The 24815-nt window shown below is 73.9% G+C and carries 19 protein-coding genes; 14 read left to right on the top strand and 5 right to left on the bottom strand.

The window, feature by feature from the left end:
• The first annotated feature begins 47 nt into the window (after positions 1–47).
• Positions 48–701 (top strand): Mov34/MPN/PAD-1 family protein, encoded by a 654-nt coding sequence (locus AC0VYN_RS15075; RefSeq protein WP_475536427.1) that lies wholly within the window; start codon positions 48–50, stop codon positions 699–701.
• Positions 698–2950 carry an AAA family ATPase gene (locus tag AC0VYN_RS15080; protein ID WP_475536428.1) on the top strand — a complete coding sequence of 751 codons (2253 nt, stop codon included), beginning with the start codon at positions 698–700 and terminating at the stop codon, positions 2948–2950. Before AC0VYN_RS15075 ends, AC0VYN_RS15080 begins: the two co-directional genes overlap by 4 nt.
• Here the strand turns inward: AC0VYN_RS15080 and AC0VYN_RS15085 are convergent.
• Positions 2943–4400: a hypothetical protein gene (locus AC0VYN_RS15085; protein WP_475536429.1), complete on the bottom strand. Its 1458-nt coding sequence runs from the start codon at positions 4398–4400 to the stop codon at positions 2943–2945. The genes AC0VYN_RS15080 and AC0VYN_RS15085 overlap by 8 nt on opposite strands.
• 214 nt (positions 4401–4614) lie before the next feature.
• On the opposite strand from AC0VYN_RS15085, the gene AC0VYN_RS15090 reads away from it, so the two are divergent.
• From AC0VYN_RS15090 to AC0VYN_RS15105, 4 genes are all read left to right on the top strand, one after another.
• Entirely contained in the window at positions 4615–5691 is a 1077-nt protein-coding gene (locus tag AC0VYN_RS15090) for a polyprenyl synthetase family protein (RefSeq protein WP_475536430.1), read from the top strand.
• Between the two features lie 154 nt (positions 5692–5845).
• Positions 5846–6130, top strand: a complete 285-nt coding sequence (locus tag AC0VYN_RS15095) for a polyprenyl synthetase (protein ID WP_385472318.1) — start codon at positions 5846–5848, stop codon at positions 6128–6130.
• Positions 6123–7199, top strand: a complete 1077-nt coding sequence (locus tag AC0VYN_RS15100) for a polyprenyl synthetase family protein (RefSeq protein ID WP_475536431.1) — start codon at positions 6123–6125, stop codon at positions 7197–7199. Before AC0VYN_RS15095 ends, AC0VYN_RS15100 begins: the two co-directional genes overlap by 8 nt.
• Before the next feature lie 68 nt (positions 7200–7267).
• A complete protein-coding gene (locus AC0VYN_RS15105) occupies positions 7268–8425 on the top strand; it encodes an oxygenase MpaB family protein (RefSeq protein WP_475536432.1) in 1158 nt (385 codons plus the stop codon).
• Between the two features lie 222 nt (positions 8426–8647).
• On the opposite strand, the gene AC0VYN_RS15110 is transcribed toward AC0VYN_RS15105, so the two are convergent.
• Positions 8648–9748: a DUF475 domain-containing protein gene (locus AC0VYN_RS15110; RefSeq protein WP_475536433.1), complete on the bottom strand. Its 1101-nt coding sequence runs from the start codon at positions 9746–9748 to the stop codon at positions 8648–8650.
• A 305-nt stretch (positions 9749–10053) separates the two neighbouring features.
• Here AC0VYN_RS15110 and AC0VYN_RS15115 point away from each other — a divergent pair, with 305 nt between their 5' ends.
• The 3 genes from AC0VYN_RS15115 (at position 10054) to AC0VYN_RS15125 (ending at position 13085) form a co-directional block, all read left to right on the top strand.
• Positions 10054–10500: a Fur family transcriptional regulator gene (locus tag AC0VYN_RS15115; protein ID WP_475536434.1), complete on the top strand. Its 447-nt coding sequence runs from the start codon at positions 10054–10056 to the stop codon at positions 10498–10500.
• Positions 10501–10523: 23 nt separating this feature from the next.
• A complete protein-coding gene (gene katG / locus AC0VYN_RS15120) occupies positions 10524–12740 on the top strand; it encodes a catalase/peroxidase HPI (RefSeq protein WP_475536435.1) in 2217 nt (738 codons plus the stop codon).
• Between the two features lie 78 nt (positions 12741–12818).
• Positions 12819–13085 (top strand): hypothetical protein, encoded by a 267-nt coding sequence (locus AC0VYN_RS15125; protein WP_385472940.1) that lies wholly within the window; start codon positions 12819–12821, stop codon positions 13083–13085.
• A gap of 24 nt (positions 13086–13109) precedes the next feature.
• On the opposite strand, the gene AC0VYN_RS15130 is transcribed toward AC0VYN_RS15125, so the two are convergent.
• A complete protein-coding gene (locus tag AC0VYN_RS15130; RefSeq protein ID WP_475536436.1) occupies positions 13110–14057 on the bottom strand; it encodes a MerR family transcriptional regulator in 948 nt (315 codons plus the stop codon).
• A gap of 116 nt (positions 14058–14173) precedes the next feature.
• On the opposite strand from AC0VYN_RS15130, the gene AC0VYN_RS15135 reads away from it, so the two are divergent.
• Together AC0VYN_RS15135 and AC0VYN_RS15140 are read left to right on the top strand one after the other, a co-directional pair.
• A complete protein-coding gene (locus tag AC0VYN_RS15135) occupies positions 14174–15715 on the top strand; it encodes an alpha/beta fold hydrolase (RefSeq protein WP_475536437.1) in 1542 nt (513 codons plus the stop codon).
• A gap of 192 nt (positions 15716–15907) precedes the next feature.
• Positions 15908–17575, top strand: coding sequence for a cellulase family glycosylhydrolase (locus AC0VYN_RS15140; RefSeq protein ID WP_475536438.1), 1668 nt, complete (start codon positions 15908–15910; stop codon positions 17573–17575).
• 69 nt (positions 17576–17644) lie between these two features.
• Here AC0VYN_RS15140 and AC0VYN_RS15145 read toward each other — a convergent pair whose 3' ends face one another.
• A complete protein-coding gene (locus tag AC0VYN_RS15145) occupies positions 17645–18217 on the bottom strand; it encodes a hypothetical protein (protein WP_451689454.1) in 573 nt (190 codons plus the stop codon).
• Between the two features lie 36 nt (positions 18218–18253).
• Here AC0VYN_RS15145 and AC0VYN_RS15150 point away from each other — a divergent pair, with 36 nt between their 5' ends.
• Both AC0VYN_RS15150 and AC0VYN_RS15155 read left to right on the top strand, forming a co-directional pair.
• Positions 18254–18943 carry a response regulator transcription factor gene (locus AC0VYN_RS15150; RefSeq protein ID WP_475536439.1) on the top strand — a complete coding sequence of 230 codons (690 nt, stop codon included), beginning with the start codon at positions 18254–18256 and terminating at the stop codon, positions 18941–18943.
• Positions 18940–20247 (top strand): sensor histidine kinase, encoded by a 1308-nt coding sequence (locus AC0VYN_RS15155; RefSeq protein ID WP_475536440.1) that lies wholly within the window; start codon positions 18940–18942, stop codon positions 20245–20247. Before AC0VYN_RS15150 ends, AC0VYN_RS15155 begins: the two co-directional genes overlap by 4 nt.
• A 6-nt stretch (positions 20248–20253) precedes the next feature.
• Here AC0VYN_RS15155 and AC0VYN_RS15160 read toward each other — a convergent pair whose 3' ends face one another.
• Positions 20254–21153 carry a CAP domain-containing protein gene (locus tag AC0VYN_RS15160; protein ID WP_475536441.1) on the bottom strand — a complete coding sequence of 300 codons (900 nt, stop codon included), beginning with the start codon at positions 21151–21153 and terminating at the stop codon, positions 20254–20256.
• 276 nt (positions 21154–21429) lie between these two features.
• Here AC0VYN_RS15160 and AC0VYN_RS15165 point away from each other — a divergent pair, with 276 nt between their 5' ends.
• Positions 21430–24804 carry a pyruvate carboxylase gene (locus tag AC0VYN_RS15165; RefSeq protein WP_475536442.1) on the top strand — a complete coding sequence of 1125 codons (3375 nt, stop codon included), beginning with the start codon at positions 21430–21432 and terminating at the stop codon, positions 24802–24804.
• Positions 24805–24815 lie beyond the last annotated feature (11 nt).

Below are 24815 nucleotides of genomic sequence, written 5' to 3' on the forward strand. Positions count from 1 at the left end.
CCGCGCCGCACTCACCGCCCGCACCCCCAGCACCCGAGGGACGAACGATGCCGAGGTCACTGCGCCGCGGGAAGAGCCCGGACCTGACCGGAGACGACATAGCCCTCGACCGGGAGTGGGGCGCCACCCTCCTCGCGTACTTCGCCCGCTTCCCCGCCGAGCGCGGCGGCGTGCTGGTCGGGAAACGCTCCGCCGGCCGGGTCGGGATCACCGCCGCGGTGTTCCCGCCGCAGCAGGTCGCCACCCCGGTCCGCTGCTCCTTCGACACCGCGGTGATCGAGGGCGTGAACGACACCCTGAAGGCCGTGGAGGAGACCCGGCTCGGCCCGTACGCGGCCACGGTGCTCGGCTGGGTGCACAGCCACCCGCACATGGGCGTCTTCCTGTCCGCGCAGGACCAGCGGACGCTCACCACCTGGACCGACCTGGACGCCGCCGCCGTCGCCCTGGTCGCCGACCCGTTCGCCCCCGACCACCACATCGCGGGCTGGGGACGCGCGTGCGCGCCCCGCAGACTGGTGCTGGGCGACGACCGGGAGGCCCTGATGCTGAACCAGGGCGCCAAACTCGCCGACGTGCTCAGCGGATACGCCCGGCCCGGCCAGGGCGGGCTGTGGGACGTCGTCGGCTGCGGCGCGGTCGTCTCGGTGCGCGTCTCCCGGCGGCGGGCGGCCCATCACCGTACGGAGGAGACACGGTGACCGAGGACATGACGGTCCGGGCCCTCGCCGACGACGAGGTCATCCACGGACACTGCTACACCAACGCGCCCGGCGCCGCCGCCGGCGACCTGCTGCGCGTGACGTCGCCCCACGCCACCGTGCACTGCCGGGTCGCGTGGGACCTGACCGACCGCTTCGGCGCGACGGAGGAGATCGCCCTCGACCGCTGGCAGCGCGCGGCGCTGGGCGCGGCGCACGGCGCCCCGGTGTCCGTCGAGAGGGAGGACGGGCCGGTGCCCGAGGCCACCGGGATACGGCTCGACCTGCTGCGCGGCACCGCGGCCTCCGGCCCCGAGTTGCGCGACTTCCTCGCCGTGGGACGCTACCCGCTCTACCCGGGCCTGCGGTTCTGCCACCGTCCGCTGGGCGCCGCCGGGGACGGCGCCGACGGCTACGGCGAGTACGTCGTGGAGCGCGTCGTGGCCGGCGCCGGGGACGTCCCCGTCGCCGAGGTCGGACGCCTGCTGGAGGTCGTGGTCCGGCGTTCCCCGGCCCTGCGCGCCGTCCGGCCCGGCTACGAGGACCTCGGCGGCATCGACGACGTCGTGGGACTGCTGCGGCGGGAGATCGAGGTCCCGCTGCGCCGCGCGGAGGACCTGCGCCGCCTCGGCGTGCAGGCGCCGGCGGGCATCCTGCTGCACGGCCCGCCCGGAACCGGCAAGACCACGCTGGCCCGCGCCGTGAGCACCCGGTGCGCCCAGGACGGCGTGGACACCGTCGTGCTGCGCGGTCCGGCCCTGGTCACCCAGCAGCGCGAGGACGCGGAGGCGGCTCTGCGCGCGGCCCTGCACCCGGTGGCCGAGGGCGATCCGCCCCGGCTGGTGGTACTCGAGGACGTGGACTACCTGGCGCCGGCCCGCGACACACCCGTGGTGGGCGGTTCCCTGCTCGGCCTGCTGCACGAACTGCTCGACCGGCCGGACCGGCCGGTGATCATCGCCACGACCAGCCGCCCGGACGACGTGGACGCGGCGATCCGGCGGCTCGGCCGGCTCGGGCAGGGCATCCGCATGCCGCTGCCCTCCGAGGACGACCGACGGGCGATCCTCGCCATCCACACCCGCGACCTCTCCCTGGCGGCCGGGGACGAGGCGGCCAGGGCCGCGCTGCTGCGCGACCTGGCGGCCCGTACGTCCGGATTCGTCGGCGCCGACCTGGCCGCGCTGTGCCACGAGGCGGGCCGGGTGGCGCTGCGCCGCGCCTTCCCGCTGGAGCTGCTGGACACCGGCCCGGACGGCGGCGGCGCCGCGGTCGAGGGCCCGGGCGGCCCCGGGGACGGAACGCGTCCCGACACGCCGGCCGGGGCTCTGGAACCGGTCTGCGCGCTGCGCATCCAGGAGGCGGACTGGACGGCCGCCCTCACCCTCGTCACCCCCTCCGCCATCGGCGGCGTCGTGCCGGAACTGCCGGACACCGGCTTCGCCGACGTGGTCGGCCTGGACGACACGGTCACCCAGCTGCGCGAACGGCTGATCCTGCCGCTGCGCGACCCCGGCCTGTTCGCCGAGGCCGGCGTCCGCGTGGAGCGGGGGGTCCTGTTCCACGGTCCGCCGGGCACCGGCAAGACGCTGCTGGCCCGGGCCCTCGCCCACGAGTGCGGGCGGCGCTTCCTGTCGGTCCGCGGTCCCGAACTGCTCAACCAGTGGTTCGGGGAGTCGGAGCGGGCGGTGCGCGACCTGTTCGAACGGGCCCGGCACCTCGCGCCCAGCATCCTCTTCTTCGACGAGGTCGACGCGCTCGCCCCGCGGCGCACCAACGGCACCGGCGACGGCGGTGCCGCCAATCGCGTCGTCAACCAGCTCCTCGCGGAGCTGGACGGCCTGGAGGACCTGGGCCAGGTCACCGTGGTCGCCGCCACCAACAACCACGAGCGCATCGACCCCGCCCTGCTGCGGCCCGGCCGCCTCGGGCTGCACATCGAGGTGCCGCTGCCCGACCTGGCCGGCCGGCAGGCCCTGTTCGCCCTCTACCTGCCGCCGGGCACGGTGGACGAGCACCTCGCGGAGTACGCGCGCAGGGCGGACGGCATGTCCGGCGCCGGCATCGCCATGGCCGCCCGCGAGGCGCGGCTGTCCGCGCTGAGAAGGGGCCGGTTCGAGGAGGCCCTGCCGGTCTGCCACGACGACGTCCTGGCCGGTCTCGCCAGGTTCGCGACCTCCCCCCGGACCCACCCGACGGCGGCCGGGAACGGCCTTCCGGCGCCCTCCCGGGGCGACTGGCTCAACTGACGGGACAGGGCCGGGATGCGGTCGCGGCGTCCTCCGCGGCGTCGTCCGACAGGCACCGCCGGGCGGTCTCGAGGGCGTCCTCGGCGGCGTGCCGTGCCATGGCCTGCACCTCGTCCGGCGTGGACTCCAGCAGCACACTCCAGGCGTGCCCCCGCAGACCGCGCAGCGCGGTCGCCCGGCTCAGCTCCCGGCGGTTCGCGAGCCGGTAGGCGTGGGCGAGCGGCATCGAGATGTCCTTCCACATCGTGTGGGCGGTCGACGCGGCCGCGTCCCGGGCCTGTTCGAGCAGTTCGGTGCCGGTCCGCAGCGCCCGGGTGTCCCCGCTCAGTTCGACCCGGCGCAGGTGCGCGGTGCCGGCGAGGAACCGGTAGTAGGTCCGGCGCTGGTCGTGCGGGGGACTGAGCGCGAGGGTCTCGGTGAGATGGCCGATGGCGTCACCCACCGACTCGGCTGTGCCCAGGGCCAGTTCGGCCAAAGCGAGCTGGCTCAGCTGGAAGGCGCGGTCGATGCCGGAGAGCCCGGGACGGGCGGCCAGGTCCTCGAAGACCTTCAGCGCGTCGGCCCCCTCGGGCGGTGTCCACCCGCCCGGGCCACCCTGACCGGTGCCGTCCGCGCCGAGCATGGAGAGGAAGGGGCCGACCGTGGCCAGCGCCTGGTCCAGTTGCGCGCGCAGCGGATCGCCGGACGGCAGGCGCAGCGCGAAGTCGCGCAGTTCCCCCATGCGCCGGGCCATGGCCGGAAGGTCACCGCGCACCGTGCAGGCGTGCATCTCCTGCATCAGCCGCATGATCTCGCCCCGGTCGCGCAGCGGATCGCGGCCGTCCCGCGCATCCTGTCGGCGCCCCGGATCCGGAGCACCGAGCCGGTCGGTGAACCGGCGCATGTCCTCGGTCACCCGCCGCGCCTCGGACGCGCTGGGGTCCTCCTGGACGATCAGGTGGCGCACCGCGAGGCGGGCCGATTCGACCGCGTCGGCGTACGGGGGTGTGCCGTCGACGAGCGCCGCGTAGCCCTCCAGCTTGCGCAGCGCCGCCCGGGGGTCGAAACCGGGCCGGCTCTCCTGCGCGGCGACCAGCAGGTCGCACGCGCGCAGGGCGGCACACGTCAGGGGCCAGTGCGGCATCGGCGCGGGGTCCTCGTCGGCCGCGTCCGCCAGCGCCACCGCCCAGGACAGCCGCGGGGATCCGAACAGCGTGCCCGACCCCAGCATCAGCTCCGCGAGGACCGCAGCCAGCTTGGCCCGGCCCGGAGCGCCGGCCGGCAGGGCCTGGAAGTCCGCCAGCGCCAGGTCGATGTCACCGTCCCGGCCGGACGCCTCGTACCGGCTCGCGTGGACCAGACAGCGGGCGAACAGCCACGGCGCCCCGTCCTCCCGGGCGGCCGACCCGACGATCCCCGTGACGCGGTCGACGACCGTCGCCGACGCGTCCGTCCCAGACACCTCACCCATGGCGACCCCCCGGTCGGTCCGGCGCCGGCCCGGACGCCCCGACCAGCCGTCGAGGCCACCGACACCCTTGAACGGTAAGGCGGAACCCGGCCGTCGGTACCCGCCCGTGCACCGGCCGACCGCAAGTGACGGACAATGACCGGCGTGTTGCCGACCCCGGTCGCCCACACGTCGCTTTCGCACCGAACCCCACCCCGCCCCGGAGGACTTCGCCATGACCGAGCAGCCACTGGACCGTGCCGCACGGTACGAGCGCGAGTTCAGCACGCTCTTCGCGGAGTTCTTCGACACACTGGGCACGACACTGGACACGCCGGCCTTCAGCCGCTTCACCCCGGACTGCCTGGAACTCCTGCGCGACCTGTCCCTGCGCGGCGGCAAGCGGATGCGGGTCGTGCTGCTGCACGAGGCCGCGCGTCTGGTACGCGACGACACGCCGGCCGAGGCGCTGAACGCCGCCGCGCTGAGCATCGAACTGCTCCAGACGCACGGCCTGGTGCACGACGACCTCATCGACGACAGCGCCACCCGCCGGGGCGGCCCCTCCACCTACTACGCCTACCGGGAGCGGTTCCCCCGCCACCCGCGGGCCGCACTAGGGCTCACCGTCCTCGCCGGCGACCTCGCACTCGCCCTCTCGCTGCGGGTGCTCCTCGACGCCGGGCTCCCGGTCGGGCTGCGCCAGGCCATGACCGAGGTCCAGGTCCGGGCCGCGACCGACACCTTCGTCGGCCAGATCGCCGACCTGGAACGCGACTTCGGCCCCGCGGCACCCGACGAGGAGGTCCTGCATGACGTCGCCGACCACAAGTCGGCCCGCTACTCGGTCCTCGCCCCGCTGCGCCTCGGTCTCCTGGCCGCGGGCGAACAACCGGACGCCGACGACGCCGAGTTGCGTCGCTACGCGCGGCTGGTCGGCATCTGCGGGCAGATGCGCGACGACTACCTCGACCTGTTCGGCGACGCGGCGGTCATGGGCAAGCCGACCGGCACCGACCTCCGCGAGGGGAGGCGCAGTTACACCGTCGCCCGCCTGCTGTCCGCCGTGAGCGGCACGGAGCGCGCGGTGGTGGCGGAGGCGCTCGGCGACCCGGACTGCACACCCCGGACCGTCGCCGCCGTCCGGGAGATCGGCGAACGCCACGGAGTGGCCGACGGCATGCGGGCGGACATGCGGCGCTGCGCGGAGCAGGCCGCGCTCGTCGCGTCCGGCTGGCGCCCGCGCAGGCGCGAGGAGGCGGTCGCCTTCTTCGAGCGGCTGCCGCTGTGGAGCGTCGAGCGGGACAGGTGACCGGCGCGGCCCTCGCCGCCCGCACCTGACACCTGTTCCCCGTGTCCCTCAAAGGAGGATTCGGGGACCCCCGGCCCCGGGCCGCCGTCATGATCGGAACGGATACGCCGCCGACCAGGCACATCCATGACGACGCCACCACTGGGGGAGAACCATGACGCACGCGACGCCGCGCGGCTCGGACCGGGACGACCAGGCCGTGCTGCTGGTCGCCGGAATCGCGGATCTGGCGGTGAGCACGGCGGGCTCGGCGATGGGCGCGCTGCGAGGGCTCCTGCGCCGCTCCGACACCGCCGATCTGGTGCGGGAGGCGGACCGTGACCTGCGGGCGCGGGGCAGGCTGGCCCTGGACCGCTGCACCGGCGTGCCACCGGCCCACCTCGAGGTGCTGGCCCGGCACGTGCTGGCGCGGCGCGCCGCCGAGGACGTCGATGTATGACCGCTGGGACCCGGCCGCCTTCCGGACACGCGTCGACGGCGTGCTGCGCGGCTTCCTCGCGCAGGAGGCGGACGAGCTCGTGGCCATCGACGAGGCCCTCGCTCCCGTGGCCGGACAACTGCGCGTCGCGGCCGGACACGGCAAACGGCTGCGCGCCGCCTTCTGCTACTGGGGCTGGCGTGCGGCCGGCCAGCCCGACAGCGACGCCCTGCTGCGGGCGGCGGCCTCCATGGAACTGGTGCACGCCGCGGCCGTCGTCCACGACGACCTCATCGACGACAGCGCCCTGCGCCACGGTCGGCCCACGGCCCACGTCGCCCTGGAGACGTCCCTCGGCACCACCGCGCGGGGATCCGGTGACGACCGCGACCAGGTCCGCGCCGCCGCCCGCTCCCTGGCCCTGCTGGTCGGGGACCACCTGATGGCCCTCGCGGGCCGGCTCTTCACCGACTGCGGCCTGCCCGCCGCCTACCTCGCCCGCGCCCGGGGCCTGTGGGCCGGGCTCGCCCGCGAACTCGTCGCCGGCGAGTGCCTGGAGATCCTGCACACCGGCGGCCGGCCGGACACGGGTACCTCCCTGAAGGTCGTCCGCTACAAGACCGCCAAGTACACCGTCGAGCACCCGCTGCTCCTCGGCGGACTGCTCGCCGGCGCCTCCCGGGCACTGCGCGACGGCTACTCCGCCTACGGTCTGCCGCTCGGCGAGGCCTTCCAGCTCCGCGACGACCTGCTGGGCCTGTTCGGCGACCCGGACCGCACCGGCAAGGCCGCCCTGGACGACCTGCGCACCCACCGGCCCACCGCGCTGCTCGCCGAGACCTGGCGGTCCGCCGACAGCGCCCAGCGGGAACGGCTGCGCCGGGTGCTGGGCCGGCGCGACCTGGACGGGAGCCACCTGGAGGACGTCCGCGACCTCATGCGGGAACTGGGGGCCCCGCAGCGCATCGAGCGGATGATCCTCACCCGGGTGGAAGCGGCCACCCGTGCCCTGGACGACGTCGACGTGTCACCGGGGGCACGCCGGGCCCTGCACGACCTCGCCCGCCGGGCGACCGACCGCGTCCACTGACCCGCCCGACGGCCTGCCGTCCCTCACCCCCCTGCCACGCCGAGCCGCACCGAGCCGAGGAGACCGTGATGACCTTCACCGAGACGTCGATGGACGCCCTGCGCCGCCACGGCGACGAACTGGCCGACGCCGTCGTCGCCACCCTCTTCGAACGCGGCGAGGCCGGCAAGTTCAACTCCCTGATGCGCTACGTCTCCACCGCGGGCCAGGAACTCCCCGCCGGACTTCCCGGAGTGGCCCGTGAGTACCTCCGGGCGACCGGCACCCCGCCGGACTGGGTGGACTGGGCCGAGATGGAGAAGGCCCGGCTGTTCTTCATCGACAACAACGTGCACATCTCCACCGCCCTGTCCTTCGCGTCCATGCCCGCCTGCTATCTCGTCCCGCACGTGGCCAGGCTGCTGTCGGCCACCCACGGGCTGAGCTATCCCTCCAAACGGATGGCGGAGACCGGCCAGTTCACCGTGTACCTGATGCAGCCCGACGCCTTCGAGGCGGGCGGCCGCTTCATCCCGGCCGCCCAGAAGGTCCGCCTGCTGCACGCCGCGATCCGCCACCACCTGAAGCGGGAGAACCGCTGGGACTCCGACACCCTCGGCGTGCCGATCTGCCAGGAGGACATGATCGGCGGGCAGATGTTCTTCTCCCTGCTCGTCCTGGACAGCCTGCACCGACTCGGCATCCACCTGTCCGAGGAGGGAGCCGGCGCCTACTTCTACGCCTGGCGGGTGGTCGGCGCGATCCTCGGCGTCGACCAGGACGCCGTGCCCCGCACGCTCGAGGAGGCACGGCAGTTCCTCGACCTGTACATGGTGCGCCACATGGGCCCCTCCGAGGAGGGCACGCACCTGACCCGGCAGCTCATCGACCTCTACGAGGAAGTCGTCCCCGGCACCCTCTTCGACCCGGTCGTCTCCGCCCTGATCCGCCACCTCGTCGGCGACACCTGCGCCGACTGGCTCGAGGTGCCCCGCACCCCGTGGGACACCCTCGTCAAGGCGGCCCCGCACCTCCTCGGTGTGCTGGAGACGATCGAGGACCGTTCACCGCTCGGCGCCTGGGCACTGGACCGGCTCGGTCACCTCACCACGGTCCTCGAACTGTCCTCCCTCACCCGCGGACGCGTCATGCACTACGCGATCCCCGAGCAGCTGAAGAAGGAGTACGGCGTCCGCGGTGCGCCCCGCACCCACCGCTGGACCCCGCCGCCGGCCACCGTCTCCTGAGCGGGGCGGGCGTCAGGCGATGGACGCCGAGACGACGGCCGACACCGCGAGATTGCGGCACGCCGTCACCCGGACCGCCGGACACCAGGCCCGTGCCGAGGTCCTCGTACGTCGTCCATCTCGAGGTGAACACGATGCCGCCCACATCGAGCAGCACCGGGCTGAGCACCAGCGCGGCGCTGCGGTCGCGCTGCTCCCGGATCTGCCGGCCGGGACGCGTCGTCAGCCGGCGTCGGCGAGCGCCTTGTTGCGGCGCACGGAGGACCAGAAGGACCAGCCGATCAGGACCACGCCGATGAGACCGGTGACGATCTCACTGATCTGGTACTGGATGGTCACGAGGAGGATCACGGCGAGGGCGCCGATGGCGTAGTGCGCGCCGTGCTCCAGGTAGACGTAGTCGTCGAGCGTGCCCTGACGGACCAGATAGACGGTCAGGGACCGCACGTACATGGCGCCGATGCCGAGGCCGAGGGCCATCAGGACGATGTCGTTGGTGATGGCGAAGGCGCCAATGACACCGTCGAAGGAGAACGACGCGTCCAGGACCTCCAGGTAGAGGAACATGAAGAACGCGGCCTTGCCGGTCAGGGCGATCGCCGTGCGGGCCCCGCCGGAGCGCTCGGCCTCCTCCTCGGCCTCGTGCTCGCGTTCCTCCTCCGCTTCGAGCCGGTTCTCGAAGTACCCGGAGAGACCGCGGACGACCATGTAGGTGATCAGACCGGCGATCCCGGAGACCAGCACCGTCTGCGCCTTGTCGGCATGGGTGCCACCGTGCTGGTGGGCGTGCGCGGCGAAGGTCATGGAGGAGACCAGCAGCACGATCAGGGCGACGCAGACCGAGAGCATGTCGACCCTGCCGAGCTTCGCCAGCGGCCGTTCGAGGGCGCCCAGCCACTTGATGTCCCGGTCCTCCAGGATGAAGTCCAGGAAGATCATCAGCAGGAACATGCCGCCGAACGCGGCGATCGACGGGTGGGCGTCGGTGACCAGCTGCTGGTAGCGGTCCTTGTCGGTGAGCGCGAGGTGGACGGCGTTCCATGGACTCAGCCGGGCGCTGATGGCCACGATGACGACCGGGAAGACCAGGCGCATGCCGAAGACGGCGATCAGGATGCCGACGGTGAGGAAGATCTTCTGCCAGAAGGCGTTCATCTTCTTCAGGATCCCGGCGTTGATCACCGCGTTGTCGAAGGACAACGAGATCTCCAGGACGGCCAGGATGGCCACCAGGCCGAGGGCGGTCCAGCCGTCGTAGAGGACCCCCGCGGCGAGGCCGAGGGCAGTGACGGCGAACGCCCAGCGGAACGTTTTCAAAAGCACGGGCCACTCATTCCTGTCGTCGCGCTGTGCCGGTCGCGGCATGTCCTGAGCCAGTGCCCACCACGCACGTTGTCTACCACGATCGTCCGCCCTCACGGTGGATGCGTGGGCGTGCGGTCCGCGGGTACCCGCCCACGCGGGATGGTGCGGGGCATGGCGGCGCGGCAAGGGACGGCCGCGTCGCCACCCGCGGTCCGTTCCCCGTTCTCCCGGCAGCCCCCTTCCGCCCCCCCTCCCGGCCGTCCTCCGAATGGAATAGTTCGTTTCCTTGAGGACCTCCGGTTTACCGGAGTAGGTTCGCCGCCATGACCGCATCCCGGAGCACGGCCACAGCCGAGGAACTGCGCGGGGCAGGGCTGCGGGTGACCGCCGCCCGTGTCGCGCTGCTCGAGACCGTCCGGGCGGGCGATCACCTCGGCGTGGAGGCGCTCGCCTCCGGGGTGCGCGACCGGGTGGGCCACGTGTCCCTCCAGGCCGTGTACGAGGCCCTGCACGCCCTCGCCGCGGCGGGGCTCGTCCGGCGCATCCAACCGCCCGGCAGCCCGGCCCTGTTCGAAGGGCGTGTCGGGGACAACCACCACCACGTCGTGTGCCGGTCGTGCGGTGCCCTCGCCGACGTCGACTGCTCCGTCGGCGAGGCACCCTGTCTGACCGCGTCCGACGACCACGGCTTCGCGATCGACGAGGCCGAGGTCGTCTACCGGGGCCTGTGCCCCGGCTGCTCCACCCCACGCACGTCCCCCGCACCGTGAACCGTCCCGTTCGGAAGGAACCCATGTCCGAGAACCACGACGCCATCGTGACCGACGCCAAGACCGAGGAGTCGGGTGGCTGTCCGGTCGCCCACACCCGCGCCGCCCACCCGACCCAGGGCGGCGGGAACCGTCAGTGGTGGCCGGAGCGGCTCAATCTGAAGATCCTCGCGAAGAACCCCGCCGTGGCCAACCCGCTGGGCGAGGAGTTCGACTACGCCGAGGCGTTCGAGGCCCTCGACCTGGCCGCCGTCAAACGCGACATCGCCGAGGTGCTGACCACCTCGCAGGACTGGTGGCCCGCCGACTTCGGCAACTACGGCCCGCTGATGGTCCGGATGGCCTGGCACAGCGCGGGCACCTACCGCATCAGCGACGGCCGCGGGGGCGCCGGGGCCGGCCAGCAGCGCTTCGCCCCGCTCAACAGCTGGCCCGACAACGGCAACCTCGACAAGGCCCGCCGCCTGCTGTGGCCGGTCAAGAAGAAGTACGGCCAGAGCATCTCCTGGGCCGACCTGCTGGTCCTCACCGGCAACGTCGCCCTGGAGCAGATGGGCTTCGAGACCTTCGGTTTCGCCGGCGGCCGCGCCGACGTCTGGGAGGCGGAGGAGGACGTCTACTGGGGCCCCGAGACCACCTGGCTCGACGACCGCCGCTACACCGGCGACCGCGAGCTGGAGAATCCGCTGGGCGCGGTCCAGATGGGCCTGATCTACGTCAACCCGGAGGGCCCCAACGGCAACCCCGACCCGCTCGCCGCCGCCCGCGACATCCGTGAGACGTTCCGCCGCATGGCGATGAACGACGAGGAGACCGTCGCGCTGATCGCCGGCGGACACACCTTCGGCAAGACCCACGGCGCCGGTCCGGCCGACGCCGTCGGCGCCGACCCCGAGGCCGCCTCCATGGAGGAGCAGGGTCTGGGCTGGCGGAACACCCACGGCACGGGCAAGGGCGCGGACGCCATCACCTCCGGCCTGGAGGTCACCTGGACCACGACCCCGACCCAGTGGGGCGACGGGTTCTTCAAGAACCTCTTCGAGTACGAGTACGAGCTCGAGCAGAGCCCGGCCGGCGCCAACCAGTGGGTGGCCAAGGACGCCCCGGAGATCGTCCCCGACGCGCACGACCCGTCGAAGAAGCACCGTCCGAGGATGCTCACCACCGACCTGTCGCTGCGCTTCGACCCGGTCTACGAGCCGATCTCCCGCCGCTTCTACGAGAACCCCGGCGAGTTCGCGGACGCCTTCGCCCGCGCCTGGTACAAGCTGACCCACCGCGACATGGGACCGAAGTCCCTCTACCTCGGCCCGGAGGTCCCCGAGGAGACCCTGCTGTGGCAGGACCCGCTGCCCGAGGCCGAGGGCGAGACCATCGGCGCCGAGGACGTCGCGACCCTGAAGACCAAGCTCCTCGAGTCCGGTCTGTCCGTCTCGCAGCTGGTGTCCACCGCGTGGGCCTCGGCGTCCACCTTCCGCGGCAGCGACAAGCGCGGCGGGGCCAACGGCGCCCGCATCCGCCTGGCGCCGCAGCGCGGCTGGGAGGTCAACGAGCCCGACGAGCTGGCGCAGGTCCTGCGGGTCCTGGAGGGCGTCCAGCGGGAGTTCAACTCCGGCGCCAGGAAGGTCTCCCTGGCCGACCTGATCGTCCTGGGCGGCTCCGCCGCCGTCGAGAAGGCCGCGAAGGAAGCCGGGTTCCAGGTGGAGGTGCCGTTCGCCGCGGGCCGCGTGGACGCCACGGAGGAGCACACCGACGCCGAGTCCTTCGAGGCACTCGAGCCGACCGCCGACGGCTTCCGCAACTACTACGGCAAGGGCAACCGCCTGCCGGCCGAGTACCTGCTGCTCGACCGGGCCAACCTGCTCACCCTGAGCGCGCCCGAGATGACCGTCCTGGTCGGTGGCCTGCGGGTCCTGGGCGCCAACCACCAGCAGTCCCAGCTCGGTGCCTTCACCCGGACGCCCGGCTCGCTCACCAACGACTTCTTCGTCAACCTGCTCGACCTGGGCACGACGTGGAAGGCGACGTCCGAGGACCAGACCGCGTTCGAGGGCCGTGACGCGGTCACCGGCGAGGTCAAGTGGGCCGGCAGCCGCGCCGACCTGGTCTTCGGATCCAATTCCGAGCTGCGCGCCCTCGCGGAGGTCTACGCCTGCGACGACGCGAAGGAGAAGTTCGTGCACGACTTCGTCGCCGCCTGGGTCAAGGTCATGAACCTCGACCGCTTCGACCTGGTCTGACGACCGCGACGCCCGGGCCGGCCCTTCCGCCGGCCCGGGCGTCACGCGTTGTCAGTGGCGGATGCGAGGCTGCCCGTCATGGATGAGGTGGAGTTCATGCGAGGCCGGGTCTACGGCGCCGACCACGAGAGCCCCGGGCCCCGGCCGGGACGCGCGTACGCGCAGCTGGTCGGCGGCCCGCTGGACGGCCTGCTGCTGGACGTCACGGACCTCGCCGAGGACGAACGCGGCCGGGGCGTCACCCTGGCGACGGAGATAGGCCGCTACGGTCCGGGAGGCCGGTCCGCCTACGGGCCCAGGCCCGGCGACCCCCGCCGCTTCGACTGGCGGGGCGACGTCCCCTGACCGGACCCCGCACGCGCCGGCCGCTCAGGCCGCCGCGGTCGCGGTCTGCGCCTCCAGGGCGGCGAGCAGCCAGTCGTGCGCGGCACCGGGCGTCGGCTCCGGCCGGGCGCCCGGCCGGGTGATCACCTCGGCCACCAGCTCCCAGTAGCGGTCGATGCGCGGGTCCGAGGCGAGCTGCCGGGCCAGCAGACGGCGGAAGTCCGGGGTGTCGCGGACGCCGTACGCGCTCGTGTAGGCGCTCACGAAGCAGTCCAGGGCCTCACCCGCGTGCGGTCCTGCGCCCCGGCGCAGCCGCACCCCCGCCAGCTCGTAGGCCTCGGCCAGCCCCGCGTACAGCACCGCGGCACCGCGTGTCCCGGAGGCCCGGTGCGCCTCGGGCTGCGGCTGGGCGGTGCCCTGGCAGGGGGCGAGCGTGAGGGCGTTGAGCCGGGCGAAGGCGAGGACCTGGCCGGGGGCCGGGTCGTCGGGCGGCTGGGGCACCGCCACCTCCAGGAACGCGGCGGTCGACCGCGCCGGCATCCGCGGCGGCAGCCAGCCGCGCCAGAAGCGGACGAGCGGCGCCGTGCTCGGTGGAGCGGCCACCGCGCCGACCAGCCGCAGCCGGTCGGCCCGCTCCCCGGGCGGACACTCCTGCACCAGCCGCAGCGCGGCCTCCCGCCAGCGCAACGCCCTGAGCTCGGAGCCGACTTCCCGCAGCCGTCCGGCGACGGCGTCCTCCAGCACGCCGCTCGCCCCGTCCTCCTCGTCGAGCACGCGGCGCACCTCCGGCACGGCCAGTCCGAGGGCGCGCAGCGAGCGGATGAGGCGCAGCCGGCCGAGCGCCTCCGGGCCGTACCGCCGGTGCCCGCCGGCACTGCGGGAGGCCTCCGGCAGCAGGCCGCGATCGGAGTAGAAGCGGACGGTCTTGACCGAGACGCCCGCCCGTTCGGCGAGCTCGCCGATGCCGCACAGTCCGTCGCGCGAAGTGAACACTTGAACCTCCCTCAGGGGGAGTTCCTACCGTACCGGCGAGCGCGGACGGCCGGCCGGGCCGGTCCGCGGACGAGCAGCGGACCGCGGTCCGCGCGATCGCCTACGGAGGAGACACCATGACCGCGTTCGTCCTCGTGCCGGGCATGTTCACCGGCACACACGTGTGGGAGGAGACCGTGGCGCACCTGACCGCCGCGGGCGCCGCCGCGTATCCGGTGCCCCTCACCGGCCTCGACGGGCCGCCCGGCGGCGCGGCGGCCGGCACCGACCTGGAGACGCACATCGCGGACGTCCTCGCGGTGATCGACGAGGTCGGACCGGAGAACGGAGCGACGGGGGACGGCGGGCGGATCGTGCTGGTCGGCCACGACTACGGCATCCACCCCGCGCTCGGTGCCGCCGGCCGGCGGGCGGAGCGGATCGACCGGATCGTGTACCTGGACTCGGCGATGCCGCGGGACGGCGTCCCGGCCCTGGCCGCCGTACCCGACGGGGCGCTGCGCGCGCGGCTGGCCGCGCGTGCCGGGGGCGGGGGAGCGGACCCCGAGGGGGAGTTGCCGGCTCCGGCCCGCGACGAGTGGGAGCGCTGGGGCAGCACGGCGGGCCTCGCCGACGCCGCGCTGGACCGGCTCACCGCCCTCGCCGCCCCGCAGCCGCTCGGCACCCTGCTCCAGCCGCTCCGGCTGACCGGCGCGGTGACCGGGCTGCCCACCACCGGCGTCCTGTGCACCGGCAACGGCGCGAGCATCGAGATGGTCCGGATGCTGGCGGGCATGGGCGACCCCGCCCTGCGAGCCCTCGTCGATCCCCGGGTGACCTTCTTCGAACTCGCCACCGGGCACTGGCCGATGCTGTCCTGCCCCGACCGCCTGGCGGACGTGCTGCTGCGGGCCGCCGCCGGCGAGGGACACCGGCTGGAGCCGGCCGGCCCGGCCGAACCGCCCGCCCATCTGCGGCCGTTCCTGCTGGACCTGCCCGCGGTCACCGCGGAGCGGACGGGGAACGTCGACCTCTACCTGCCCGACGCCGACGGTCCGCGCCCCGCGGTGGTGTTCGTGCACGGGGGCCCGGTACCCGCCGACGCCCGGCCGGGCCCGAGGGACTGGCCCGCGCTGACCGGGTACGCCCGGTTGGCGGCCGTCAACGGAGCGGTGGGCGCGGTCGTCGCCCACCGGCTGCACGACCTCGCCGACTACGAGCGGGCCGCCGCGGACGTGGCCGGCGCGGTGGAGCGGATCCGGGCCGACCCCCGGGTGGACGCGGACCGCGTCGCGCTCTGGTTTCTCTCGGGCGGCGGGCTCATCGCCGCCGACTGGCTGGGCGCGCCCCCGCCCTGGCTGCGCTGCCTCGCGGCCACTTACCCCGTCCTGGCTCCCCTGCCGAACTGGGGGATGGCCGGCACCCGGTTCCACCCGGTGCGCGCGGTGACGAAGGCCGGCGGGCTGCCCGTGGTCCTCACCCGGGTGGGCCTGGAGATGCCCGAGATCGCCGCCGGCGTCGAGGAGTTCCTGGCCGCGGCCCGGGACTGCGGGGCCCGCGTGGAGGTGGTCGACGTGCCGCACGGCCACCACGGCTTCGAGACGCGGGACCCGACCGACGAGTCGCGCCACGCCGTCCGCCGGGCGATGAGCGCGGTACTGGAGCACCTGCGGCCGTGAGGCGCCGCGCCACGGCCCGGCGGACCGGGGACGCGCCCGTCCGCGGGGCCGTGGCAGGTGCGGTGGAGGAAGTGACCGGGCGGGGCGCCGCACGTACGACGTCTTGACGTGTACGCGACGCGATGCGTTTTATGGGAGCGCTCCCATATCGCTGTGTCCGCGTCACCCGTCCCTCACGCCCCTGGAGTCGCCGTGAGAACAACAGGAACCGCTCTCCGCAGCAACCCCGTGCCCCGCCTCTGGGCCGCACTGGCGGCCCTGGTCGGTATCGCCGTCGTCGGTGCCCTGTGCCCCGCCGTCGCGCAGGCCGCCCCGCCCCCGGCCCCCGCCGCCGGTCTGCACATCAGCGGCGGCCGGCTGCTGGAGGCCGACGGCAACGACTTCGTCATGCGCGGGGTCAACCACGCCCACACCTGGTACCCGGGAGAGACCCGGTCGCTGGCCGACATCAAGGCGCTCGGCGCCAACACCGTCCGGGTAGTCCTGTCCGACGGCCACCGCTGGAGCGAGAACGGCCCGGCGGACGTGGCGGCCGTCATCGGCCAGTGCAAGGCCAACCGGCTGATCTGCGTCCTGGAAGTGCACGACACCACCGGCTACGGCGAGGACGCGGCGGCCGGCACGCTCGATCACGCCGCCGACTACTGGATCGGGCTGAAGGACGTGCTCGCCGGCGAGGAGGGCCACGTCGTCGTCAACATCGGCAACGAGCCCTGGGGCAACACCGATCCGGCCGGCTGGACCGCGCCCACCGTCGCGGCCGTCAAGAAGCTGCGCGCCGCAGGCCTCGAGCACACGATCATGGTGGACGCGCCCAACTGGGGCCAGGACTGGCAGGGCGTCATGCGGGACAACGCCCGCACCGTCCGCGACGCCGATCCCACCGGCAACCTGCTCTTCTCCATCCACATGTACAGCGTCTTCGACACCGCCCAGGAGATCACCGACTACCTGCACGCCTTCACCGACGCCGGACTGCCCCTGGTCATCGGCGAGTTCGGCGGCCCCGCCGACCAGTACGGCGACCCCGACGAGGACACCATGATGGCCACCGCCGAGCAACTGGGCCTCGGTTACCTCGCCTGGTCCTGGAGCGGCAACACCGACCCGGTCCTCGACCTCGCGACCGGCTTCGACCCCGGCCGCCTCAGCGCCTGGGGCGAGCGCGTCTTCCACGGCGCCGACGGCATCGCACGGACCGCGAAGGAAGCGACCGTCTACAGCGAAGGCACCCCGGAGGACACCCAGGCCCCCACCGCCCCCGGCACCCCGACCGTGTCCGCCGTGACGGGCACGTCCGTCACCCTCGCCTGGACCGCGGCAACCGACAACGTCGGCGTCACCGGCTACGAGGTGGTCCGCGTCGCCGGCGGCACCGAGACCACGGTCGCCACGAGCACCACCGGCACCGCCACCCTGACCGGCCTCACCCCGGGCACCGCCTACTCCTTCGCCGTCCGCGCCCGCGACGCGGCGGGCAACCGCTCGGCCCGCTCCGCGACCGTGGACGTCACGACGAACGGGGGCGGCACCCCCGGCGCCGCCTGCTCGGTCGGATACCGCGTCGTGGGCGAGTGGCCGGGCGGCTTCCAGGGCGAGATCGCCGTCCGCAACACCGGCGCCGCACCCCTCGGCACCTGGACGCTCGCCTTCGCCTTCGCCGACGGCCAGAGCATCACCAACATGTGGGGAGGCACTCCCACCCAGAACGCCGGCGCGGTGAGCGTCGCCCCCGCCTCCTACACCTCCACCATCCCCGCAGGCGGGACCGTCACCCTCGGGTTCACCGCCCGCAAGGGCGCCGCGAACACCGCCCCGACCGCGTTCAGCCTCAACGGCGGGGCCTGCGCCACCGCCTGACCGGACCCGCCCTCCCCGGCCGTCCGGAGGCCCCCCTCCGGCCGGCCGGCACCGAACGCGCGCGACAGGTCAGAACGAGACCTCGCGCACACTGGCCTGGCTGCGCGGCTCGGTCGTCGCGGTGATCTCCGACCGGTGGCGGCTCGCCGAGAAGGTCACCGTCAGCGTCTCGGCCGCGCTCTGGCTCGTGCTCACCGTGAATCCCTGCTCCGGCACCGCCGACACCAGGCACACTCCGCCGCTGCCGAAGCGCACGGTCACCCTGCCTCCCTCCGACGGCACCGTGTAGACGCCCGAACCGTCCTCCTCGCACCCCCGCTCGCCCCCGCCCGCCGGGGGCTGCCGGGTGGTCGCGGGGGCGGTCGGCGTCGTCGGCGCCGGGCTCGGCTCGCGCGGCTCCTCGCGGGTACGGGAGGGGGCCGGGCGGGGCTTCTCCACGGTGGGCGAAGGACTGGGGGAGGGCTTGGCGCTCGGCGACGGCGTCGGCCGCGGCGGCACCGGGAGCTCCTGCGGCGCCGACTGCGCCACCGGCGCGGTGGGCCGGGTCGAGCCCACCACGAAGTGGATCGTGATGATGACGGCCGTGATGCTGGCGGCCGTGCACGACAGCCAGATGATCAGGTAGCGCAGGAGGCGGGACACGACACCATAGTGACGGACCGGCTAACGTGCCTGCCCATGGCCTGTGTACTCGTCGTCGAGGACGACCCCGTGATCCGGACCGCGCTGATCGAGGTGCTGACCGGACACGGCTACGCGGTCAAGACCGCTCACCAGGGTTTCGAGGCGCTGCGCGAGATCACCCGGACTCCGCCGGACATCGTGGTCCTCGATCTCGGGCTGCCCGATCTCGACGGCCTGGACGTGCTCCGTATGATCCGGGGCATCTCCCGCGTCCCCGTGCTGGTCGCCACCGCGCGGGACGACGAGACCGAGATCATCCGGCTGCTCAACGCCGGCGCCGACGACTACCTGGTGAAGCCGTTCTCGGGCGGCCAGCTCGCGGCCCGCCTCGCCGCCGTGCTCCGCCGGTCGGCGCCCGCCGGCACCCGCGCCGCGCCGCCGCCCGTCCTGCGGATCGCCGACCTGCGCATCGACCCCACCGCCCGCACCGCCCATCTCGCGGACCGCGAACTTCCCCTTACCCGACGTGAGTTCGACCTGCTCTCCTACCTTGCCGCCCACGCCGACCAGGTCATCTCGAGACAGCGGATACTCACCGAGGTGTGGCAGCAGCCGTATCTGGAGGACCAGACGGTCGACGTCCACCTCTCCGCCCTCCGCCGCAAGATGGGCGAGAAGGCCCGCAAGCCCCGCTACCTCCAGACCGTGCGCGGCATCGGCATCAAACTGGTCAGCTCGCCATGAGACGCGCCCTCGCCGGCATCGCCCTCGCCGTCACCTCGATGGTGGCCCTGTCCTTCCTCGTCCCGCTCGCGCTCCTCGTCCGTGAACAGGCCCGCGACCGCGTCACCACCGCCGCCGAGCAGCGGGCCGCCGCCCTCTCCCCGGTGCTCGCCCTCACCACCCGGCGCGCGGACGTGCAGCAGGCCGTCACCGAACTCGACTCCTCCGACCAGCTGGCCGTGCGGCTGCCCGACGGCGGCTTCGTCGGCACCCCGCACGCGCCCGAGGAGGCGCTCGACCGGGCCGTGAGCGGCCGCGAGACACTCGCCGTGGACACCGCCGACGGCTGGGTCTACCTCCAGCCCGTCGTCCTGCGCGGCGACCGGGTCGCCGTCGTGGAGGCCCACGTGCCGTCGGCGGACCTCACCCGCGGCGTGGCCGCCTCCTGGGGCGTGATGGCGCTGCTCGCGCTCGGCCTGGTCGGCGGCTCGGTGCTGGTCGCCGACCGGCTCGGCGCCCGCGTCGTCCGGTCCTCCCGGAGCCTGAAGCGCGCCTCGCTGGCCCTCGGCTCGGGCGACCTGGACGTACGCGTGGAACCGGACGGCCCGCCCGAGCTGCAGGAGGCCGGCGTGGCGTTCAACACCATGGCCGACCGGGTCGTCGACCTGCTGGCTGTCGAACGCGAACTGGTCGCCGACCTCTCCCACCGGCTGCGCACCCCGCTGACCGCTCTGTATCTGGAGGCCGACCGGATGGGCGCGACGGCCGGTGCCCGGCGGGTCGCCGAGGCGGCCGGCCAGCTGGAGAGCGAACTCGACTCGATCATCGCCGCCGCCCGCACGCCCCTGGCCGCCGCGCAGCCCGGCCGCGGAACCGGCACGGCGAAACCCTGCGACGCGGCCGAGGTGGTCGCGATGCGCCTGGACTTCTGGTCGGTCCTCGCCACCCAGCAGGGCCGCCCCTACGAGCGCTCCCTGACCCCGCGCCCCACGCCGGTCGCCTTCCCCGAGGACGACCTGGCGGCCGTCGTCGACGCCCTGATCGGCAACGTCTTCCGGCACACCCCGGAGGGCACCGGCTTCGCGGTCCGAGTGGAACGCGCCGACCGTCACGTGCTCCTCACCGTGGACGACGCCGGCCCGGGCGTCGCGGATCCCGGGGCCGCGCTCACCCGGGGCGTCAGCGTCGGCGGTTCCACCGGACTGGGCCTGGACATCGTGGCCCGGGCGGCCCGCGCGGCGGACGGCGAGCTGACGATCACCCGCGCACCGCTCGGCGGCGCCAGGGTGCGGGTGTCGTTCGTGCTCGCCGGAGGGGGCCGCTGACCGGCGTCAGCGGCCCGCGCCGAAGTCCTGCGTCCACCAGGGACCGCCGTCGCCGAAGTGCACGCCGACCCCCAGCTCCTTGAAGGAGCAGTTGAGTATGTTCGCCCGGTGCCCGGGGCTGTTCATCCAGGACTCCATCACCGAGGCGGCGTCGGACTGCCCCCTGGCTATGTTCTCGCCCAGCGTGGACCACGCGTAGCCGGCCGCCTCGACGCGGCTCGTCATGGTGGAGCCGTCCGGACCGGTGTGGGACATCACCCCGCTCGCGGCCATGACGTCGCTGTAGTCGTCGGCGGCCCGGGTCAGCCGGTCGTTCGCGGTGACCGGCGAGCAGCCGGCCGAGGCCCGCTCCTCGTTGACGAGCGCGAGGACCTGCGCCTCGGCCCCGCCCGCCCCGCCGGAACCCGACCCCGAGCCCGAACCGGAACCCGAGCCCGACCCCGAGCCCGACTCCGACCCCGAGCCCGAGCCGCTGCCGGACCCCGTGCCGGCGCCTCCGCCGACGGCATGACCGGAGCCCCTCTTCACCGTGGTCCGGGCCGGAGCCGTGGACACGGGGCCGGTCTTCTTCGTCCGCCCGGCGGACGGGCTCGCCGTCCCCGACGGCTCGCCGCCGGGCGTGGCACTCACCCGGGGCGAGGCGCTCGCCGTGACGCCCGGGCTCGCCGACGGGGACACCGGCGCCGCCGCGCCCCCCGCCGCCTCCTCGACGTTCGGCCCCTCACCGGCGGCGCTCGTCGTGACCCGGTCCGCCGGCCTGCCGTCGTCGCCGCCGGAGACGGCCAGCGTGATCCCGACCCCCGCCGTGACGGCGACACCGAGCACCAGCACGGTGCCGCGCTTCCGCAGTCCGCGGTGGGGACGTGCGTGGGAACGGGCGGGGCGGGCGGCTCGGCGGGAACCCATGCGCAGGACACCTCGGCTTGTCGGTCGGCGTAGGAGACCCCGGTGGGCGCCTGGGCGCCCACCGGGACTGTGGGGGGTTGCCGAGAGCCTAGGGCGGGCACGGTGCCGATACGGCACCTCGAAGGTCATCTTCAAGAAGCCTTAAGAAAGCCGACAGAGTCCGCTGAGGAAACCGGGGCGCCGGACGAGGATCCGGAGTGGCCCGGCTCACATGGCGTACCGGCGGTGCCACCGACACCATGGTCTTTTGTCACCGGCAGGTCGAAGGGATCCACCATGTTCCGCAAGGTGCTGGTCGCCAACCGCGGCGAGATCGCGATCCGCGCGTTCCGCGCCGGCTATGAGCTGGGCGCGCGCACCGTCGCGGTCTTCCCCCACGAGGACCGCAACTCGCTGCACCGGCTGAAGGCCGACGAGGCGTACGAGATCGGCGAACCGGGGCACCCGGTGCGCGCCTACCTCTCCGTCGACGAGATCGTCCGCGCGGCACGCCGCGCGGGGGCGGACGCGGTCTATCCGGGCTACGGGTTCCTGTCCGAGAATCCCGAGCTGGCCCGGGCGTGCGAGGAGGCGGGCATCACGTTCGTCGGCCCGAGCGCGCAGATCCTGGAGCTGACCGGGAACAAGGCCCGCGCCGTGGCCGCCGCCCGCGAGGCCGGAGTGCCGGTCCTGGGCTCCTCCGCCCCCTCCACCGACGTCGACGAACTCGTCCGCGCCGCCGACGGCATCGGCTTCCCCGTGTTCGTCAAGGCCGTGGCGGGCGGCGGCGGACGCGGTATGCGCCGCGTCGAGGAACCAGCGCAGCTGCGCGAGTCCATCGAGGCCGCGTCCCGCGAGGCCGCGTCCGCCTTCGGCGACTCCACGGTCTTCCTGGAGAAGGCGGTCGTCGAACCCCGCCACATCGAGGTCCAGATCCTCGCCGACGGCCAGGGCGAAGTCATCCACCTGTTCGAGCGGGACTGCTCGGTGCAGCGCCGCCACCAGAAGGTGATCGAGCTGGCGCCCGCCCCCAACCTCGACCCGCGGCTGCGCGAGCGGATCTGCGCCGACGCCGTGAACTTCGCGCGGCAGATCGGCTACCGCAACGCCGGCACCGTGGAGTTCCTCGTCGACCGGGACGGCAACCACGTCTTCATCGAGATGAACCCGCGCATCCAGGTCGAGCACACCGTGACCGAGGAGGTCACCGACGTCGACCTCGTCCAGTCCCAGCTGCGCATCGCCGCCGGGGAGACGCTGGCCGACCTCGGTCTCGCCCAGGAGGACATCACCCTGCGGGGCGCCGCCCTCCAGTGCCGCATCACCACCGAGGACCCCGCCAACGGCTTCCGCCCGGACACCGGCACGATCAGCGCCTACCGCTCGCCCGGCGGCTCGGGCATCCGCCTCGACGGCGGCACCACCCACGCCGGTACGGAGATCAGCGCGCACTTCGACTCGATGCTGGTCAAGCTCTCCTGCCGGGGCCGGGACTTCGCCACCGCCGTGAACCGCGCCCGGCGGGCCGTGGCCGAGTTCCGCATCCGGGGCGTCGCCACCAACATCCCCTTCCTCCAGGCGGTGCTGGACGACCCCGACTTCCAGGCCGGGCAGGTCACCACGTCGTTCATCGAGCAGCGCCCGCACCTGCTCACCGCCCGGCACTCCGCCGACCGCGGCACGAAGCTGCTGACCTACCTCGCCGACGTCACGGTCAACAAGCCGCACGGCGAACGCCCCGAACTGCCCGACCCGCTGACCAAGCTGCCGCCGCTGCCCGCCGGTGAACCCCCGGCCGGTTCCCGGCAGCTGCTCACCGAGCTCGGCCCCGAGGGCTTCGCCCGCCGGCTGCGCGAATCGCCCGCCATCGGCGTCACCGACACCACGTTCCGCGACGCCCACCAGTCGCTGCTCGCCACCCGGGTGCGCACCAAGGACATGCTCGCCGTCGCCCCCGTGGTCGCCCGGACACTGCCGCAGCTGCTGTCCCTGGAGTGCTGGGGCGGCGCCACCTACGACGTCGCCCTGCGCTTCCTCGCCGAGGACCCGTGGGAACGGCTGGCAGCCCTGCGCGAGGCGGTGCCGAACATCTGCCTCCAGATGCTGCTGCGCGGCCGCAACACCGTGGGCTACACGCCGTACCCGACCGAGGTCACCGACGCCTTCGTACAGGAGGCGGCGGCCACCGGCATCGACATCTTCCGCATCTTCGACGCCCTCAACGACGTCGACCAGATGCGGCCCGCCATCGACGCCGTACGCGAGACCGGCACGTCGATCGCGGAGGTGGCCCTCTGCTACACCGCCGACCTGTCCGACCCGTCGGAGCGGCTCTACACCCTCGACTACTACCTGCGGCTCGCCGAGAAGATCGTGGACGCGGGCGCCCACGTGCTGGCCGTCAAGGACATGGCCGGCCTGCTGCGCGCACCCGCAGCCGCCACCCTGGTGTCCGCGCTGCGCCGCGAGTTCGACCTGCCGGTGCACCTGCACACCCACGACACCACCGGCGGCCAGCTCGCCACCTACCTCGCCGCGATCCAGGCGGGCGCCGACGCGGTGGACGGGGCGGTGGCGTCCATGGCGGGCACCACCTCGCAGCCCTCGCTGTCAGCGATCGTCGCCGCCACCGACCACACCGAGCGGCCCACCGGCCTCGACCTCCAGGCCGTCGGCGACCTGGAGCCCTACTGGGAGAGCGTCCGCAAGGTCTACGCACCCTTCGAGGCGGGCCTGGCCTCGCCGACCGGCCGCGTCTACCACCACGAGATCCCCGGCGGCCAGCTCTCCAACCTGCGCACGCAGGCCATCGCACTGGGCCTCGGCGAGCGCTTCGAGGACATCGAGGCGATGTACGCCGCCGCCGACCGCATGCTGGGCCGGCTGGTGAAGGTCACGCCCTCCTCCAAGGTGGTCGGCGACCTGGCCCTCCACCTGGTGGGCGCCGGTGTCTCCCCGGCGGACTTCGAGGCGGACCCCGACCGCTTCGACATCCCCGACTCCGTCATCGGGTTCCTGCGCGGCGAACTCGGCACCCCGCCCGGCGGCTGGCCCGAACCGTTCCGCAGCAAGGCGCTGCGGGGCCGCGCCGAGGCGAAGCCGGTGGCCGAGCTGGGCGCCGACGACCGCACCGGGCTGGCCAAGGACCGCAGGGCGACGCTCAACCGGCTACTGTTCCCCGGCCCGGCGCGCGAGTTCGACGCCCACCGCGGCACCTTCGGCGACACCAGCGTCCTGGACAGCAAGAACTTCTTCTTCGGGCTGCGCCCGGGCAAGGAGTACACGGTCGACCTCGACCCCGGCGTCCGTCTGCTGATCGAGCTGCAGGCCATCGGCGACGCCGACGAACGGGGCATGCGCACCGTGATGTCCACCCTCAACGGCCAGCTGCGGCCCATCCAGGTCCGCGACCGCGCGGCGGCCTCCGACGTCCCGGTCACCGAGAAGGCCGACCGGGCCGACCCCGGCCATGTGGCGGCGCCGTTCGCCGGCGTGGTGACCCTCGCCGTCGCAGAGGGCGACGCGGTGGAGGCCGGTGCCACCGTGGCCACGATCGAGGCGATGAAGATGGAGGCCACCATCACCGCGCCCAGGTCCGGCACCGTCGGCAGGCTCGCCATCAACCGCATCCAGCAGGTGGAGGGCGGCGACCTCCTCGTCGAGCTGGGCTGACGCGACGGCGC

Source organism: Streptomyces sp. 63XJN7_1_ISO-PGPR-S23-121, from assembly GCF_056173025.1.

What these genes read in the sequence shown, in the direction of transcription:
- AC0VYN_RS15075 (WP_475536427.1), top strand. Translation starts at nt 48, where the DNA reads ATGCCGAGGTCACTGCGCCGCGGGAAGAGCCCGGACCTGACCGGAGAC.
- AC0VYN_RS15085 (WP_475536429.1), bottom strand. Translation starts at nt 4,400, where the DNA reads ATGGGTGAGGTGTCTGGGACGGACGCGTCGGCGACGGTCGTCGACCGC.
- AC0VYN_RS15090 (WP_475536430.1), top strand. Translation starts at nt 4,615, where the DNA reads ATGACCGAGCAGCCACTGGACCGTGCCGCACGGTACGAGCGCGAGTTC.
- AC0VYN_RS15095 (WP_385472318.1), top strand. Translation starts at nt 5,846, where the DNA reads ATGACGCACGCGACGCCGCGCGGCTCGGACCGGGACGACCAGGCCGTG.
- AC0VYN_RS15100 (WP_475536431.1), top strand. Translation starts at nt 6,123, where the DNA reads ATGTATGACCGCTGGGACCCGGCCGCCTTCCGGACACGCGTCGACGGC.
- AC0VYN_RS15105 (WP_475536432.1), top strand. Translation starts at nt 7,268, where the DNA reads ATGACCTTCACCGAGACGTCGATGGACGCCCTGCGCCGCCACGGCGAC.
- AC0VYN_RS15115 (WP_475536434.1), top strand. Translation starts at nt 10,054, where the DNA reads ATGACCGCATCCCGGAGCACGGCCACAGCCGAGGAACTGCGCGGGGCA.
- katG (WP_475536435.1), top strand. Translation starts at nt 10,524, where the DNA reads ATGTCCGAGAACCACGACGCCATCGTGACCGACGCCAAGACCGAGGAG.
- AC0VYN_RS15125 (WP_385472940.1), top strand. Translation starts at nt 12,819, where the DNA reads ATGGATGAGGTGGAGTTCATGCGAGGCCGGGTCTACGGCGCCGACCAC.
- AC0VYN_RS15135 (WP_475536437.1), top strand. Translation starts at nt 14,174, where the DNA reads ATGACCGCGTTCGTCCTCGTGCCGGGCATGTTCACCGGCACACACGTG.
- AC0VYN_RS15150 (WP_475536439.1), top strand. Translation starts at nt 18,254, where the DNA reads ATGGCCTGTGTACTCGTCGTCGAGGACGACCCCGTGATCCGGACCGCG.
- AC0VYN_RS15155 (WP_475536440.1), top strand. Translation starts at nt 18,940, where the DNA reads ATGAGACGCGCCCTCGCCGGCATCGCCCTCGCCGTCACCTCGATGGTG.
- AC0VYN_RS15160 (WP_475536441.1), bottom strand. Translation starts at nt 21,153, where the DNA reads ATGGGTTCCCGCCGAGCCGCCCGCCCCGCCCGTTCCCACGCACGTCCC.
- AC0VYN_RS15165 (WP_475536442.1), top strand. Translation starts at nt 21,430, where the DNA reads ATGTTCCGCAAGGTGCTGGTCGCCAACCGCGGCGAGATCGCGATCCGC.